Annotated in this window: 14 protein-coding genes and 1 pseudogene; 7 read left to right on the forward strand and 8 right to left on the reverse strand. The window is 69.5% G+C overall.

What is annotated here, in order from left to right:
- Window positions 1-189 precede the first annotated feature (189 nt).
- Window positions 190-1,653 carry an NF041680 family putative transposase gene (locus AC5K6T_RS01635; protein WP_493204859.1) on the reverse strand — a complete coding sequence of 488 codons (1,464 nt, stop codon included), beginning with the start codon at window positions 1,651-1,653 and terminating at the stop codon, window positions 190-192.
- A 201-nt stretch (window positions 1,654-1,854) separates the two neighbouring features.
- Between AC5K6T_RS01635 and AC5K6T_RS01640 the strand changes: the two genes are divergently transcribed.
- The 4 genes and pseudogenes from AC5K6T_RS01640 to AC5K6T_RS01655 all read left to right on the forward strand — a co-directional run bounded on the left by AC5K6T_RS01640 (window position 1,855) and on the right by AC5K6T_RS01655 (window position 7,086).
- Complete coding sequence (locus tag AC5K6T_RS01640) at window positions 1,855-3,441, forward strand: IS1182 family transposase (protein WP_493204868.1); 1,587 nt, start codon at window positions 1,855-1,857, stop codon at window positions 3,439-3,441.
- 197 nt (window positions 3,442-3,638) lie between these two features.
- A complete protein-coding gene (locus AC5K6T_RS01645) occupies window positions 3,639-5,102 on the forward strand; it encodes an NF041680 family putative transposase (RefSeq protein ID WP_493204859.1) in 1,464 nt (487 codons plus the stop codon).
- Window positions 5,103-5,120: 18 nt separating this feature from the next.
- A pseudogene (locus AC5K6T_RS01650) lies at window positions 5,121-5,480 on the forward strand (Fic family protein); the annotation flags it as partial.
- Between the two features lie 100 nt (window positions 5,481-5,580).
- A complete protein-coding gene (locus tag AC5K6T_RS01655) occupies window positions 5,581-7,086 on the forward strand; it encodes an AAA family ATPase (RefSeq protein ID WP_493204961.1) in 1,506 nt (501 codons plus the stop codon).
- Between the two features lie 313 nt (window positions 7,087-7,399).
- Here the strand turns inward: AC5K6T_RS01655 and AC5K6T_RS01660 are convergent, their stop codons facing one another.
- The 7 genes from AC5K6T_RS01660 to AC5K6T_RS01690 all read right to left on the reverse strand — a co-directional run bounded on the left by AC5K6T_RS01660 (window position 7,400) and on the right by AC5K6T_RS01690 (window position 12,154).
- Entirely contained in the window at window positions 7,400-7,780 is a 381-nt protein-coding gene (locus AC5K6T_RS01660; RefSeq protein ID WP_493204963.1) for a glutamate ligase domain-containing protein, read from the reverse strand.
- Window positions 7,780-8,193 (reverse strand): cysteine peptidase family C39 domain-containing protein, encoded by a 414-nt coding sequence (locus AC5K6T_RS01665; protein ID WP_493204965.1) that lies wholly within the window; start codon window positions 8,191-8,193, stop codon window positions 7,780-7,782. Before AC5K6T_RS01665 ends, AC5K6T_RS01660 begins: the two co-directional genes overlap by 1 nt.
- A 145-nt stretch (window positions 8,194-8,338) precedes the next feature.
- Window positions 8,339-8,677 carry a hypothetical protein gene (locus tag AC5K6T_RS01670; RefSeq protein ID WP_493204966.1) on the reverse strand — a complete coding sequence of 113 codons (339 nt, stop codon included), beginning with the start codon at window positions 8,675-8,677 and terminating at the stop codon, window positions 8,339-8,341.
- Window positions 8,653-9,429 (reverse strand): D-alanine--D-alanine ligase family protein, encoded by a 777-nt coding sequence (locus AC5K6T_RS01675; protein ID WP_493204967.1) that lies wholly within the window; start codon window positions 9,427-9,429, stop codon window positions 8,653-8,655. Before AC5K6T_RS01675 ends, AC5K6T_RS01670 begins: the two co-directional genes overlap by 25 nt.
- Entirely contained in the window at window positions 9,426-10,223 is a 798-nt protein-coding gene (gene dapF, locus AC5K6T_RS01680) for a diaminopimelate epimerase (protein WP_493204969.1), read from the reverse strand. The genes AC5K6T_RS01675 and dapF overlap by 4 nt, the downstream gene beginning before the upstream one ends.
- A 560-nt stretch (window positions 10,224-10,783) precedes the next feature.
- Window positions 10,784-12,016, reverse strand: a complete 1,233-nt coding sequence (locus AC5K6T_RS01685) for a methyltransferase domain-containing protein (RefSeq protein WP_493204971.1) — start codon at window positions 12,014-12,016, stop codon at window positions 10,784-10,786.
- The gene (locus AC5K6T_RS01690; protein ID WP_493204973.1) at window positions 12,017-12,154 is read right to left on the reverse strand and encodes a hypothetical protein; all 138 of its coding nucleotides are present in this window, start codon (window positions 12,152-12,154) and stop codon (window positions 12,017-12,019) included.
- Between the two features lie 146 nt (window positions 12,155-12,300).
- Here AC5K6T_RS01690 and AC5K6T_RS01695 point away from each other — a divergent pair, with 146 nt between their 5' ends.
- The 3 genes from AC5K6T_RS01695 (at window position 12,301) to AC5K6T_RS01705 (ending at window position 15,848) form a co-directional block, all read left to right on the forward strand.
- Window positions 12,301-13,479 carry a helix-turn-helix domain-containing protein gene (locus tag AC5K6T_RS01695; RefSeq protein WP_493204974.1) on the forward strand — a complete coding sequence of 393 codons (1,179 nt, stop codon included), beginning with the start codon at window positions 12,301-12,303 and terminating at the stop codon, window positions 13,477-13,479.
- A 564-nt stretch (window positions 13,480-14,043) separates the two neighbouring features.
- Window positions 14,044-14,706 (forward strand): RNA polymerase sigma factor, encoded by a 663-nt coding sequence (locus AC5K6T_RS01700; protein WP_493207278.1) that lies wholly within the window; start codon window positions 14,044-14,046, stop codon window positions 14,704-14,706.
- Entirely contained in the window at window positions 14,706-15,848 is a 1,143-nt protein-coding gene (locus AC5K6T_RS01705) for a hypothetical protein (RefSeq protein ID WP_493204976.1), read from the forward strand. The genes AC5K6T_RS01700 and AC5K6T_RS01705 overlap by 1 nt, the downstream gene beginning before the upstream one ends.
- Window positions 15,849-15,954: the final 106 nt, after the last annotated feature.

Genomic DNA, 15,954 nt, shown 5'->3' on the forward strand with positions numbered 1-15,954 from the left:
CTAGGGCGTGTTTCGAAAGTAGCGTCGTCTGCCCGAAGGGCAGGCCTGGCGGCGTCTGGTGCGTGCGATCGCAAGGCGGAGGGTCGCCCCGATACTGGATGTATCGGGGCGAGCCCGACAACGCGGCGAGCGTGCGTGCCAGACGCCGCCAGGCAGGCGGGACTTTCGAAACACGCCCTAGCTTGTTTTTTATGGTTTGCGAGCTTTGAGTTGATTACGTTCCGCGATACTTTCGGGCCGCCTGGTCGTTTTGCCCACGTCGTAACGAGTGGCGGGCCGTCGGTTCTTGGAGCCAAGTGGGCGTCCTGGGCCTGGAGTTGACGGTTTGGGTGCACGGGCCGGATTGTGCAGGTGGGGGCGGATGTTCCTGAACCCTCGGCGGACTCGGGCCGGGGTGAGCCGGCCGGGCTCGGCCGGCTTCTCCCAGGGGCGGCGGAGATCTGCGGCGAGGGGCCGGGTGAGCCGGAGCTGGGTGTGCGCGGCGATGACGATCCATGTCCACCGGTCTGCCGCCTCGGGAGTACGGAGCCGGGGACGCGTCCAGCCGAGCGTCTGTTTCTCAAAGCGGAAGGTGTGTTCCAAATCGAAGCGACGAAGGAAAGCCTGCCAGCGCAGATCGACTTCTTCGCCGGCCATGCCGGTCTTCGAGGACCACAGCCACAAGGGCAGCGGCTCACGGTCGCCGGGCAGGTGGTCGACCTTCAGCCGGATCAGGGTGCCTTCGATGACGGGGAGTTCACCGTCGTGGTCGATCCATGCGGAACGAGTGGTGAGGCGAGGATGGATCCGGTCCCAGGCCATCGCCTGTGCGGTGCCGTAGCGGTCGGTGACCTGCACGGTCTCCGCGTCGGGCTCGCCCCAGGTGTCGGGCCTGGCGAAGCGGAACTCCTTGCCGTGCTTCGGCGGCCTGCCGCCCTGGGGGTAGGCCAGGGCGTACTGCTTGAGCGAGGGTGCCGGACGGCGCATCACCCGGTCCGAGCGCATCCGCCCGAGCACCTCGACGGGGAGCCCGTCAAGGAGGTAGGCCATGCGCGGAGCGTCGTAGCCGGCGTCGAAGACGACCAGGATGTCCGGGTCTCCCTCCTCCCACTGGCCGCCGTCGACCAGGTCGGTGACAACACGGCGGACCTGGGCGGCGGTGACCTCGGCGACGTCGTCGTCGGGGCCGAGCCGGACCGCGTCGAGCAGCTGGCACCACGAGGTGCGGCCCGTCTCCAGCGCGGCCACGAACGAGTACGGCCAGCCAGGGATGAGCTGGTCCGAAGAGCGTCCCGAGCGTCCGTAGACATGACAGAACAGACGGTCCGGGCTGGTCGGCGCGTCCGGGCGCAGCCACGCGGAGACATCGACGGCCAGGACCAGACGGTTGTCGGCGGCCTTGGGCTGCGGCAGCATCGCCAGAGCCTTGCGCAACCGGTCTGCGTCGATGCGGCCCCGGTTGAGCGCATCGTACATCGCTCCGTGCCCACGCCGGTGCTCGGCCAGCAGTGTCAGGTCGACCGGCGAGGTCACCGGCCCGTCCTCGCAGAGCATCGCGTCCGTGAGTTCGAACAGCGCGTCCCCGCGCCGGGTCAGACACGCGAACAGGTCTTCCCGAAAGTGGGACGTGAAGTCGAACGCATCCCGCCGGGCATCGTGGTCCAGCACACTCACCTCTGCAGCCTTCGTATGAACGTGATTCCGTGGCGGAACGCATGGTCATACGAAGGCCGTCAGCATGCCCGGCGAATCCCCAGACGAGCGAGCCTGTACGAGGCAACGTTCGAGGCCAGAGGTAAAAGAACAAGCTAGAAGGCTGCTGAAAATCTGGTGTTCTGGCCCCGGCTCCGTGGAGTCGGGGCCAGTCTTGTAGGCATGCAGGGGGAATGGGCCGGGGAGCCGGTCGGGCCGGATGTGTGGGAGACGTGCCGGGAGCTGATCCCGGCGGGGAGTGTGTTCGCGTTCCTGGCCGAGCACCGCGAGGTGCTGTTCCCGGCGGAGATGTTCGCGGACATGTATCCCTCGTCCAACGGCCGTCCGAGTCTGCCGCCACAGGTCCTGGCCGCGACCGTGGTGCTGCAGAGCCTGCACGGGCTGTCGGACTTCGAGGTCGTTCAGGAATTGCGGTGTGACCTGCGGTGGAAGGCCGCTTGCGGGCTCGGCCTGCACGACACCGCGTTCGATCCGTCGTTGTTGACGTACTTCCGGCGCCGCCTGCGCAACTCGGCCGATCCGACGCGGATCTTCACCAAGGTCAAGGAGGTCGTGGCCGCGACCGGGGTGCTCAAGGGCAAGCAGCGGCGGGCGCTGGACTCCACCGTCCTCGATGACGCGGTGGCCACCCAGGACACCGTCACCCAGATCATTTCCGCGATCCGGCGGGTGATCCGAGAGGTTCCCGGCGGCCAGGAGACGGCCGGCCGGTGGTGCACGGCCCACGACTACACCAACCCGGGCAAACCGAGGATCGCCTGGGACGACGAGACGGCCCGCGCCGCGCTGGTCGACGCGCTGGTCACCGACGCCCTCAACCTGCTCGGACACCTGCCCGAGCAGAACCTGGGCGAGAAGGCGGCGGACGCCGTCGGCCTGCTGGCCCTGGTCGCCGGACAGGACGTGGAACCCGCCAAGGACTCCGACGGCCGCGACGGCCGCTGGCGCATCGCCAAGCGCACAGCACCCGACCGGACGGTGTCCACCGTCGACCCCGACGCCCGGCACATCCACAAGAACCGCACCCGCCACCAGGACGGCTTCAAAGGACATGTCTCCTTCGAGCCGGAGACCGCACTGTTCACCGCCGTCGCCCTGACCGGCGGCTACGGGCCCGGCAACCACGAGGCCGCCATCGCCGCCGACCTGCTGGCCGACGAAGAAGAGGGCACGGAGTTAACCGTGCTCGGCGATTCCGCCTACGGCACCGGCGAACTGCGCGAGCGCCTTCAAGGCCAGGGCCACACCCTGGTGATCAAACCGCCGCCGATCCGGACGGCCGTCCCCGGCGGCTTCACCATCGACGACTTCCGCCTCGACCTGGCCGCCGGCACCGCGACCTGCCCGGCCGGACACACCGCCAACCTCGGGCAGGTCAAAGCAGACGGCGCCCGCACCGCCCAGTTCAAACGCCTCTGCGCCGACTGCCCCCTGCGGGAACGCTGCACCACCTCCAAGACCGGACGCACCGTGAACGTCCACCCCCAGCACGAACTGCTGGCCGCCGCCCGCCACCAGGCCGCCACCGACCCCGCCTGGCAGGACGAATACCGCCGATGGCGGCCCCCCGTCGAACGCGCCATCGCCTGGCTCGTCGGCAAAGGCAACCGCAGAGTCCCCCACCGCGGCGTGATCGCCAACAACATCTGGCTCCACCACCGCGCCGCCGCCCTCAACCTCCGCCGACTGATCAACCTCGGACTCACCCGGACCAGCACTACCTGGCACCTCACCCCCGCCACCGCATAGGGAAAGGGGCCATCCGGCCTCAGGCCGGACAGCCCCCAACAAGATTTTCAGCAGCCTTCTAGGCTTGTTCTTTTACCTCTGGCCTCGAACGTTGCCTCGTACAGGCTCGCTCGTCTGGGGATTCGCCGGGCATGCTGACGGCCTTCGTATGACCATGCGTTCCGCCACGGAATCACGTTCATACGAAGGCTGCAGAGGTGAGTGTGCTGGACCACGATGCCCGGCGGGATGCGTTCGACTTCACGTCCCACTTTCGGGAAGACCTGTTCGCGTGTCTGACCCGGCGCGGGGACGCGCTGTTCGAACTCACGGACGCGATGCTCTGCGAGGACGGGCCGGTGACCTCGCCGGTCGACCTGACACTGCTGGCCGAGCACCGGCGTGGGCACGGAGCGATGTACGATGCGCTCAACCGGGGCCGCATCGACGCAGACCGGTTGCGCAAGGCTCTGGCGATGCTGCCGCAGCCCAAGGCCGCCGACAACCGTCTGGTCCTGGCCGTCGATGTCTCCGCGTGGCTGCGCCCGGACGCGCCGACCAGCCCGGACCGTCTGTTCTGTCATGTCTACGGACGCTCGGGACGCTCTTCGGACCAGCTCATCCCTGGCTGGCCGTACTCGTTCGTGGCCGCGCTGGAGACGGGCCGCACCTCGTGGTGCCAGCTGCTCGACGCGGTCCGGCTCGGCCCCGACGACGACGTCGCCGAGGTCACCGCCGCCCAGGTCCGCCGTGTTGTCACCGACCTGGTCGACGGCGGCCAGTGGGAGGAGGGAGACCCGGACATCCTGGTCGTCTTCGACGCCGGCTACGACGCTCCGCGCATGGCCTACCTCCTTGACGGGCTCCCCGTCGAGGTGCTCGGGCGGATGCGCTCGGACCGGGTGATGCGCCGTCCGGCACCCTCGCTCAAGCAGTACGCCCTGGCCTACCCCCAGGGCGGCAGGCCGCCGAAGCACGGCAAGGAGTTCCGCTTCGCCAGGCCCGACACCTGGGGCGAGCCCGACGCGGAGACCGTGCAGGTCACCGACCGCTACGGCACCGCACAGGCGATGGCCTGGGACCGGATCCATCCTCGCCTCACCACTCGTTCCGCATGGATCGACCACGACGGTGAACTCCCCGTCATCGAAGGCACCCTGATCCGGCTGAAGGTCGACCACCTGCCCGGCGACCGTGAGCCGCTGCCCTTGTGGCTGTGGTCCTCGAAGACCGGCATGGCCGGCGAAGAAGTCGATCTGCGCTGGCAGGCTTTCCTTCGTCGCTTCGATTTGGAACACACCTTCCGCTTTGAGAAACAGACGCTCGGCTGGACGCGTCCCCGGCTCCGTACTCCCGAGGCGGCAGACCGGTGGACATGGATCGTCATCGCCGCGCACACCCAGCTCCGGCTCACCCGGCCCCTCGCCGCAGATCTCCGCCGCCCCTGGGAGAAGCCGGCCGAGCCCGGCCGGCTCACCCCGGCCCGAGTCCGCCGAGGGTTCAGGAACATCCGCCCCCACCTGCACAATCCGGCCCGTGCACCCAAACCGTCAACTCCAGGCCCAGGACGCCCACTTGGCTCCAAGAACCGACGGCCCGCCACTCGTTACGACGTGGGCAAAACGACCAGGCGGCCCGAAAGTATCGCGGAACGTAATCAACTCAAAGCTCGCAAACCATAAAAAACAAGCTAGGAGTAGACGCTGCCCGATGTCGCGGACTTCCGCCATGGAAGGGAACTGCTCAACGCGCTCCACTGGATGCTGCGGGGGCACCGGCACACCCCGCGCAGGCCGGCAGGGCAGTGGCGGCGCGGAGCGGGGTACGTGACGGACGCCCGCGACCCCAGCATCGCGGTCCACACGGCGCCGGACGCGGCCGAGGCGCCCGCGCCGACGGGTGAACTGGTCGAGTGGCTGAACGCGGACGACGACGCCCATCCGCTGGTACGGGCCGCCATGGCGCATCTGCACCTCGTCGCCATCCACCCGTGGGCCGACGGGAACGGCCGCATGTCCCGGTCCCTCCAGACGCTCGTGATCGCGAGAGAGGGAGGGCTCTGTCGGTAGCGGGTGATTCGAGTACGACGGAATCCGTCGAAGTACACTTAGACGGATTCCGTACGTGCCCGAGGTGTGGCCCGAGGTGTGGGAGGGGCGAGTGACGAAGAGCCTGCCGGTCAAGCCGGACGATGTGGTCGACCGGGACCGGGAGTGGGGTCTGCTCGCGGAGTTCCTCGCCGATCCGGACCCGGCGATGCGGCTCGGCATCGTGTCGGGGCGACGACGGCATGGCAAGTCGTACCTTCTGCATGCCCTGTCCGAGCAGGTCGGCGGCCTGTATGTCGCAGCGGTCCGGGAGGAGGGGCGGCTGATCGCGATCCAGCGGTTCAGTGACGCGGTCGCCACCCACGCCGGCCTGCGGCCGGGGAGCCTGCGCCTGACCGACTGGCGTGACGTCCTGTCCAACGCCCTTGAGGTGACGGCCCGTTCGGCGCACCCGCTGTTGGTGATCGACGAGTTGCCGTATCTGCTCCAGCACTCGCCCGAGATCCCGGGGCTGTTGCAGCAGCTCTACGACGAGCGCCAGCGCGGTGTCCGGCCCGGTGCCGGGCCGGGTCCGCGGCTGATCCTGTGCGGCTCGGCGATGAGCGTCATGCACGAACTGCTCTCGGGTACCAAGCCGCTGCGGGGACGCGCCGTGGTCGATCTACGGCTGGGCGCCTTCGACTACCGCGACAGCCGGGCCTTCTGGCAGATCACCGACCCGATGACCGCGCTGAAGGTACACGCGGTCCTGGGCGGGGCCCCCGGCTACCGGCCGGTGGCGGGGCGACCGCATCCGGACGACGGCTTCGACTCCTGGCTCACCCGGACGCTGCTGGACCCGGGGCGGGCGGTGTACTCGCGGACCGAGACCGAGTACCTGCTGCGCGAGGACCCAAGGATCACGCAGCACACGCTGTACTACGACATCCTCACCGCGATCGCGAACGGGGCCACCACACCCAGCAAGATCGGCGCCGCCCTGGAGCGCCCACGCAACGCCGTCGCCCACCCCCTCGGAGTTCTGGAGTCCACCGGATACATCCGGCGGGAACAGGACATCCTCCGCCCCAGGCACCCCGTCATCACGCTCGCCGACCCCGTCATCCGCTTCAACCAGCTCGTCACCCTCCCGCAGGCCGCCGCCGTGGAGCAGGGCCTCGCCGAGCAGGTGTGGCAGCACGCCGCTCCGACCTTCAACTCCAAGATCCTCGGACCTCACTTCGAGGATCTGGCACGCGACTTCACCCGCCGTTACGCCCACGCCCTGTTGCCCGGTGGACTGCCCGGCCCGGTCGGCACCACCGAGGTCGCCGACCAGGCCGCCCGGACGAAGCACGAGGTCGATGTCATCGCCCTGGCTGCCGGCGAGCGCCCGCAGGCTCCCCGGGCGAGGATCGCGCTGCTGGGCGAGGCCAAGGCGACCGCTGCCCGCCGGGGGACCGGTGACCTGGAGCGACTGGAACGCATCCGTGGTCTGCTCGCCGAGCAGGGCTACGACACAGCCGCCAGCACCCTGGCCCTGTACTCCCTGCACGGCTTCTACCCGGACCTGGTGGACTTGGCCGATCGCCGTGACGACCTCCTCCTGGTCGATCTGTCCACGCTCTACAGCGGCTGAAACCCGGATGCCGTCCGGGACAGCCCCGGGTTGGCTTGGGCCGGCCGGGCAGTGGCCGCGCGGGGCACCGGCTCGCCGCGGCGCGCGGGTGGGAGCGGTGGACCTTGGACGACGGCCGGGGCCGCCACCCCTGGCTGTATTAGTGCCTGAAGGGCCCCTGACCTGGGCTTTTGCGGCCTGGTCAGGGGTTTCCGGTTCGCTTCGGGTTCGGCCCCGATCTCGGTGTTTCTGCCTGTTTCCGGCCGCTGTTGGTCATGCGTTGGTCACATGCCTGACCGGAGTACAGCGCCTGCACGCGCAGTTCAGTGGTCCCTTACGGCAGATGGTTGCCGGACAGGTCCGTCACGGGCTGCCCCGTAAGGGACTGGGCGATCTGCCAGAGTTGGCCGCCGCGTGACGCCTTGACGAGCACTTTGTCTCCCGGCTGAAGAATGGTGTGCAGGAAGGCCGCGGCAGTCTTGATGTCACCCACCATTGCAACATCGGGGACACCCGCGTCGCCAGCGGCGAGGGCGAGCTGCTTTGCGAGGTCTCCGCCGATCGCGAGAACGAGGTCGATGCCGGCCTCGGCAGCGAAACGGCCCACCTCGCGGTGCGCCTCCACGGACTCGTCGCCCAGTTCAAGCATTTCCCCGAGCACGGCGATCCGTCGGCCGCCGGCCGTCTCAGGCGCTTCGGCACCCGCCTCGGTCATCAGGAGTCTCCGTCGATCAGGGGCGCGAACGTAATCGCGCGGCCAGTGTACGAGTGGGCCAGGCGGCTGAGCGGGGCTCGGTCATGCGTCTGGCCCCAGGCCGACGGGTCACGGAAGTGGATGATCGGGTCCGGGGCGTCCTCGTAGCCGCGAAGGATGATCAAGTGGCCACCCTTGCGGCCGTCATCGGGGAGTTGCTCGGTCACGGAGACGATCAGCGGCGCGGTGTCGAGTCGCCTCGTCAGCTCCTCGGCGAGTACCGGCTCGGCGGCCGACGGAACTCCCAGGTCGGTCGCCAGGCTTGCGATACCCGCGTGGAGCGCTCCGCGAGGTGTCAGAACTTCGTGTTTGACCGCGAGTTTCAGGAGTTCCGTGACCGTGGGCGCCTCTTGACCGTAGGCGAGCAGGATCATCCGGAGGGACGCCAGGCCGCACGCCCGGTTGGACCATTCGATCCTGTCCCCGAGTGCCCAGCCTCCGTGTTGATCCCATTCGGTAGAGGCGATGAGCTGACGGCACAGGGGGACATCGTGGACGCGCGGCACAGCGGCAGGGCTCCTACAGCGAGACAGCGGTCTCCCGGGTCGCCGTGGTGCCGGAGAACACGGGAGCGGGCAGGGGGACATCGTACGGCTGGCGGGTGAGCGCCTCGTGGAGCATCGCCAGCACCACATCGCTGTGGTTGAGGCCGCTCAGCACGGCACCGACGATGTAGTTGCTGCCCCATGACATGCCTGGCGTCGTGTTCACCTCCAGCGCGTACAGCTCACTGGCCCCCGTGACCATGAAGTCGACCCTCGCCTGACCGCGCAGGCCGAGCCCCTCCCACAGCGTCTTCGCGTGGCCGATCAGCCGCATCAGGACATCGGGAGTCAGGTCGGCGCGTTCGACGGACACGCTTCCCTTCGAGTCCGCGTCGAGCTTCGTCTCGGCTCGTAGTATTCGGCCTCGTGTACCCGGGTCTCCAGCGGGGGGAAGACCAGCACTTCACCTGTGGGCAGCTCCAGCATCCCCACGGTGACCGGCGTGCCGGGCGTGTAGGTCTCGACGAGCACCTGGCGGTTGTCGGCGCCGGAGGCAGCCCTGAGCGCTTCCGCGAGATGCACTTCCTCATGCACCAGGGTCATGCCGACGCTGGACCCCCCAAGCGGGTCCTTCACCATGACGCTGCCGCCATCCCATTCGGCCGGGCCGCCGGACCAGACGCGCCAGTCGGGGGTCGGGACTCCGAGGGTCTCCATGACGCGCTTGCAGAGGATCTTGTCGGCGGCCACTGCCGAAGCGGGGACGCCACTCCCGCAGTAGGGCACGCGCAGGTACTCCATGAGGCCCTGGAACTTGCCGTCCTCTCCGAACGGGCCGTGGAGGTTGGACAGGGCCACGTCGTAGCGACTCACCTCCTCGATGAAGTCGGGGCTGGTCGGGTCGAGGATCTTGAACCAGACCCCCAGGCTCGCGAGCGACTCGGCCAGCGCCGTGCTCGACCTCTGCTCGACCGGGCATTTCGTCGAGTAGAGCTGGTCCTCGGCGGACAGGGGGCCGTACACCACCGCGACCTTGAGACCCTGGTGCTCACGCCTCCAACCCCTCAAGCATCCGGTGGCACGCTGCACGGACTCCGCATCGGTGGAGTCGAGGAACTTCGTCACGAGAGAACTCCTTCGAAGACCTGAGTGACCGGACCGCCGACCCACCTGGTCTGCGGGCGGTCGGCGTGGGGGCGAACGATCAGCGGCTCTCCGGCCCGGTTCTGAACGGTCACGGTGCCGTCGGCGACCCGTCCGCGCATGGTGCCGACGACGGCCGCCGCGACCGCCCCACTGCCACAGGAGAGGGTCTCGGCCTCGACGCCGCGCTCGTACGTGCGGATCTTCAGCGTCTGGGGGCCGGCCGACTGCACGAAGTTCACGTTCGTACCGAGCGGGGAAAGCGCTTCGTGATACCGGATCAGGCGTCCCACGGTCACGGCGTCGATGGCATCGACATCCGGCACGAAGGCGACGACGTGCTCGGTGCCGGTGTGGAGTCCATCGAACCAGGCGAGACGCCCCTTGATCACGGTGCTCACCAGCCGGGGCTGGAGGGTGCCGACCTCGGCGGTGACCCACACGGCGTCCCGCCGCACCGCGGCCTCGTGGGTCACCCCGGCCATGATGAGCTGCAACTCCGTGACCCCGTAGAGCTGGTGCGCGTTCCACGCCGTACAGCGGAGGGCGTTGCCGCACATGGTGGCGGTCGAGCCGTCGGCGTTGAAGCACTCGACTTCGAGGAGCCGCCCGTCGTCGTCGCGGCGCCTGGTCACGACGAGGCCGTCAGCGCCGATTCCGGTACGGCGGGCACAGAGCCGCTCGACTTCTTTCGCCCAGTCCTTATTGCTACTGGGTGCGGGGTCGGACAGGAGGACAAAGTCGTTCCCCGCTCCATGGATCTTGCGGAAATGCATAGCAGAGCTCCTTGGTCCCCTTGCGGGGCGATGATGTTGGAGCCCGCCCGCTGCCGCGGATTCTGACCGGACGGGGGAGCCAGGTCGGGTACCCAAGGCGACAGCGGGCGGGGATCTGCACTCACCTCAGTTCGGTACGGCAGCCGCGACGCAGGAAGGCCGGCCGACGTGGCGAGGTGAGGAGCTGGCTACTCGATTCCCGGTTGCAGTTGTCCCGTGACGACCATCACCAGGAACGTGCAGATAGATCCCCAGACAAGGAGGGCAAGGAGGCCGCCCCAGAACCAGCCGTCCGAAGTGACCTTCCACCGACCGATCGACCTGGTGGTCCTCGGCCTGCGTGAGGTGCACTTCTTGACGGATGGCCTACTCGGAGGGGCAAGCTGGTTCCGGTCACGCATGAGGAGGCCCTTCCTCCCTCGTTGGGTGATCGAGTTGAGACCTGCCTCGCCTGCGACGTTCTTTGGCCGGACCGCGCGGGCGGGGCAGGGGGCTTCTCGGGCTGGCTGGTGGCCGCTTCCGTCGCCCCGAGAACAGCGGGGCGGAAGTCGGCGCACACGTCAGGCGGTACAGCCTCCGGCCTGCCTCGGTACCGGGTTGTCGGCCGAGTCGAGCCACACGGTGAAGTCGGCGCCACCCGTCGTCGTGAGGCCGAAGCGCTCGAATCCGGGACGGCCCTGGCCGTCCCACCAGCGCCAGGCCGCTTCCAGCTCATCCCACAGCCGACGGGGACCGGACTGCGCGATCACGTAGTTGTCCAGGTCGGGGGCGTAGTCGGCCGTGGCCCAGCTGGAGGCGTCACGAGTGCTGCCGAGCCAGAGCCGGTACCAGCCATCACGTACGGTCTGGTCCGGGTCCCTGTCCTCCACCGGCTCGCCATAGGCGACGCGGCAGAACAGATCCGGAACCTGAACGCCGATGGCGAACATGTGAATCCAGTCGCCCACGTTGTCCGGAGACAACTCGGTGACCGTCAGGTCGGCGTCGGCCGGCCAGTCCTGACCACCGAGACGGTCAGGGATCTGGGGGAACTGCTTGCGTTGCCGCGAGATGCGCATGAACGCCGATGACCGGGTGAAGTGCCCATGTGCGACGCCGGACTCGTCGACCGTCAGTCGGACTACCCCCTCGCCGCCGTACCCCGGTCCCCAGGGGGCGACGATGATCGAACCCGGCTTGGCCTGGCCGATCCATTGGGTGGGAATCTCGCCGACCGAGCAGGTCGCGAGGATGCGGTCGTACGGCGACTTCTTCCCGTACCCGTGGGTCCCGTCGCCGATGATGATGCGGGGAGCGAAGTCGCAGTCGTAGAGGCGCCCCCGCGCGGCCTGAGCCAACTCGGGGTCGACCTCGACGGTGAAGACGTTCTGGTCACCGAGTCGGTGACACAGCAGCGCGGTGTTCCACCCGGTACCCGTGCCAATCTCCAACACGCGGTGCCCAGGCTCCACGTCGAGGTCGTGAAGCATCGAGAAGACCATCGTCGGCATGGACGAAGAAGACGTGGGCGTGCGCCCACGCCCCGCCCCGTCGTAGCTGCCTCGGTCCCACTGCGTCGTGATCGGCGCGTCCGTCCAGGCGGCCTGGCGCCACAGCTCCGGGCTCTCGGAGCGTAAGACACGGTCGTCCTGACGGTTCATGCCGGCCCGGCCGGGCCAGATCGCGTCCGGGAGGAACTTGTCCCTCGGGCAGGCCGTAAAGGCGGGAAGCCAGTCGGAGGTGAGGACCCCCTTGCTGACCAGCTCCGTCGCGAGGGACTCTTGCGTGGCGGGGGTCGCGGTCTCTTCGGTCATCTACTTGCCGTCCGCCGGACCCTGGCCGTCGTTGGTGTTACCGCCCTCGTCGGAACCGCCGCCGCCGTGCTTGTTCCCGCTGTTCGAGTCGTCCTGGGCGTTGCCACCGTCGGCCTTGAGCATCCACCAGGTGCGCACGAGGTACCTCCTTGTTGCAGTCGGCTCACTGTCTGTAACTAGAGAACCGTGGAGGATCAAGATCAGTTAACACAGCGCTTGCACAACTGCAATGCGCCAGGCTCTAGTTGCTGTTGCCGGGCTTCTTGACATGGAAGAGTAGCTACATGGAGAGCACCCCCACCGCCGGTGAGAACATCGCCGTACTGCGCAAGGCTCGTGAGATGGGCCAAACGAAGCTGGCTCGGGAAGCAAAGATTTCCGTCTCCTATCTGACGAAGGTCGAGACTGGGCTCCGGCCGGCCACACCTCCCGTGGTTGCGGCCATCGCGAAGGCTCTCCACGTCCCCACCGCCCGCATTTACGGGCAGCCGTTTCTCGGGCCCTCGGAGCAAGCCGATCTCCTCAATGACCTGCGTGGTGCCGTTCGTCGGCACACTCTGCCCAAGGAGGACACGCCGCCGCTTGACGAGCTCGCGGCCAGCCTCAAAGGTGCGGCCGATCTGCGGGCGGAAACCCGCTACCTCCAGTTGCTGCGAGTTCTGCCGAAACTGCTGGGGCAGGCGACAGCGACCGCGATCGACGCAAGGGGCGATGCTCAAGCCTGGGGGCAGGTGGCTGATCTGTACGGATGCGCCTACGCAGTGGCTCACCGCCTGGCGCAGCCGGATCTCGCGGACATGATCGTCTCCCGGCAGCAGTGGGCCGCCCAGCAGACCTGGAACCCGACAGCCGAGGCCGCAGCCGCGTGGAATGAGGCCGGAACGTTCCAGTCGGCGGGGCAGTACGACGACGGGCTCGCGATCGTTGAGCGTGCCATCTCGAAGTACGAGTCCGCCGGAGGGAACGGGCCGGAGTACGTCATAGCGCTCGGCTCGCTCCACCTCCGGGGAGTCGTGCTCGCTTCCCGCCACAAGGACAAGAACGCCACCGCGGATCACCTCCTCAGGGCAAAGACGCTCGCCGGACAGCTCGACGGCGACCTCTTGCGGCACAACCTCACCTTCGGTGCCGGGAATACAGCCCTCTACGAACTCGCGGCCCATATCGAGCTGGATCAGCCGAACAAGGCGACCGCGATGTCCGACCCGCTGATGCTGACTCCGCCGCCGGGCCTCAAGCCGAACCGCGTGGGGCGCCTCTACATCGACGTGGCCAGGGCCAGGCTCGCCACCAAGGATCTTCATGGCGCGGAGGAGGCACTGAAGAAGGCGTTCGAGATCTCTCCACAGATGGCCGAGATCCACCCGATGAGCCGCGAAGTGCTGCGAGTTCTCTTCGTCATGCACCAGCGGAGCCGCCCCGACCTGATGACGATGGCCAAGCGGACAGGGCTCGCCTCGTGAGCGATCTCTGAAGTAGACGAGGGCCCCGCCTCCATCGGAGCCTTCCTCGCGTCGTCGACTCTCACTGCATGGCCGACTGGTCCGCCAACGCGTCGTAGCGGTCCACGCGGGCCTGCCACTCAGGTATGCCGCGATCTTCCCGACGCCGCACTCGATCCGGTAGCACACGGCGAGGCCGCTGACGCCGTCGCGGGCGGCGGTCAAGTCGTCCGGCCCGTTGGCCACGCCGTTGGTCACACAGACGCCCCGCCTCCTGGCACATGCCTGGCGAGAAGGCAGGGCGTACGCGAGACGGCCGGGGCCGCCACCCCCCACAGGAGAGGCCCCGGCCGTCGCGCGGACGGGCCGCGCGGCGGCCCGTACTCCCTTCAGCGCCGGGCGCGCGATTTGTGTCACACCCCGCAGCCGACCACTGCGTCACGAGTTAGTTGCATCTTGTACCTGTCCGCTGAGCGCATGGACGAGGAGAGGTTTCAGGCCGTAACGTGCCTTTCGCGCCGGACTGCCAGGTCGGGGTGACCTCTGGGGCGGCGTACGACCTGATCGGTGCGCAAGAGGGGCGCGGTGCTGGGGGACGACGCGGAGCTGACTGCCGCGGTGCTTGCGGCGCAGGACGGGGACGAGACCGCGTTCCGGACTGTGTACCGCGCGGTGCACCCGCGGCTGCTCGGGTACGTCCGCACACTGGTGGGCGAGCCCGACGCCGAGGACGTCGCGTCCGAGGCCTGGCTCCAGATAGCGCGCGACCTCGACCGGTTCGACGGCGACGCCGACCGCTTCCGCGGCTGGGCCGCCCGGATAGCCCGCAACCGCGCCCTCGACCACATCCGCATGCGCGGACGCCGGCCGGCGATCGGCGGGGACGAGACCGAGCTGACCGGCAAGGCCGCGGAGTCCGACACCGCCGGAGAGGCCATCGAGGCCCTGGCCACCGGCCGCACCCTCTCCCTCATCGCCCGGCTCCCGCAGGAACAGGCCGAGGCCGTCGTGTTGCGGGTGGTCGTCGGCCTCGACGCCAAGTCCGCCGCCGAGACGCTCGGCAAGCGCGCCGGAGCGGTCCGTACGGCCGCGCACCGCGGGCTGAAACGGCTCGCCGAGCTGCTCGGCGACGATCCGGAATCCACCGGCGGGCTCGACGCCATGCCCTCACCGCGAGAACCACACGACCGGACGGTGACGTCCGCGAGTGTGACGCATCCGCGCGCGAGGACGCAGAAGGACATGTGATGGCCGACGAGCAGTACGGGTGGCTGGACCGCGAAACAGCGGAGCGCATGCTGCGCGGAGAGCCACCGGAGGCTGTCGGCGCCGACGCGCGCGAGCAGGCCGCCAGACTCGCCGAAGCACTCGGCGAGCTCTCCGCGAAACCCCCTCCGACCAGCGACGAACTCCCTGGCGAGGCCGCCGCGCTGGCCGCCTTCCGGGCTGCCCGCGCGGACCGTACGACGGCCCGTGCCGAAGTCCTCGGCGCCTTGGGGGGCGGCGGCCGCGACGCCGGGCTGTACCGCCTCGGCGCCGCCGCGCCGGCCGCGGCCCGGCCGCGCTGGACGGGCCCGCTGCGCTACGTCCTGGCCGCCGCGCTGGCCGTCGGCACGGTCGGCGGCGTGGCCGTCGCGACCGGAACCGGAGTGCTGCCGACGCCGTTCGAGCCCACCGCACCCGGTCCCGTCGCCTCGGTCACCACGGACGAGGCCTCGCTGCGTCCGCCGGCGACGGCGTCGCCGGACGGGACCGGCCTGCCGGGTACGCCCGGGGGCGGCCCCGGTGCGGGCGCCGGTGCCGGGGCCGGGTCCCGTGCCGGGGCCGGCCGTGACACGGCCCGCGACGGCGGCGACGCGCCCGGTGAACGGCCCACCGCCACCGTGCCCGGCGACGGCAGGGGGAGCGGCGGCGGGAGTGCCCCGACCGACGGGGAGACGGTCGCCGCCTGCCGTGCCGTACGCGACGGGCGGCCCCTCGCCACGAGGCTGCAGCACGCGCTGGAAGGCGCCGCGGGGGGCGCGGGCCGGGTGCGGACCTACTGCGAGGGGCTGCTCGCGGAGGCCGGTTCCGCCGCCGCCGGCGGGAGCGGTGTGCGGGACGGCTCCGGAGAGCGGGGCCGGGGCGAGGGCGACCGGGGCCAGGGCGGTCGGGGCGAGCGTGACGGCGGCGAGGGCGGTCGGGGCGAGGGTGATCGCGAGAGCGATCGGAGGGGTGGGGGTTCCGGCTCCGGGGACCACCACCCGGGGCACGGGGACGAGGGGCACGGGCACGAGGGGCACGGGCACGAGGGGCACGGGCACGACGAGGGGCACGGGGACGAGGGGCACGGGCGTGCGCACGGGCGGTGGGGCCGCTCGGACGCCCGGGATGCGGGTGAGCGCGGCTGACGCCGCGGGGGCCTGCCGTCGGCAGTCGTGCTCGGCCGTGGGCCGGGCGCGGGTCGTGTGCGGCCGGTCGTGCGGTTCCCCGAACCCCTGAGGGGGGCGGTCGGGC

The organism is Streptomyces sp. B8-7 (assembly GCF_058833805.1).

Coding starts and splice junctions, on each gene's coding strand:
- AC5K6T_RS01640 (WP_493204868.1), top strand. CDS start 1,855: ATGCAGGGGGAATGGGCCGGGGAGCCGGTCGGGCCGGATGTGTGGGAG.
- AC5K6T_RS01660 (WP_493204963.1), bottom strand. CDS start 7,780: ATGACCGAGGCGGGTGCCGAAGCGCCTGAGACGGCCGGCGGCCGACGG.
- AC5K6T_RS01665 (WP_493204965.1), bottom strand. CDS start 8,193: ATGATCCTGCTCGCCTACGGTCAAGAGGCGCCCACGGTCACGGAACTC.
- dapF (WP_493204969.1), bottom strand. CDS start 10,223: ATGCATTTCCGCAAGATCCATGGAGCGGGGAACGACTTTGTCCTCCTG.
- AC5K6T_RS01685 (WP_493204971.1), bottom strand. CDS start 12,016: ATGACCGAAGAGACCGCGACCCCCGCCACGCAAGAGTCCCTCGCGACG.
- AC5K6T_RS01695 (WP_493204974.1), top strand. CDS start 12,301: ATGGAGAGCACCCCCACCGCCGGTGAGAACATCGCCGTACTGCGCAAG.
- AC5K6T_RS01705 (WP_493204976.1), top strand. CDS start 14,706: ATGGCCGACGAGCAGTACGGGTGGCTGGACCGCGAAACAGCGGAGCGC.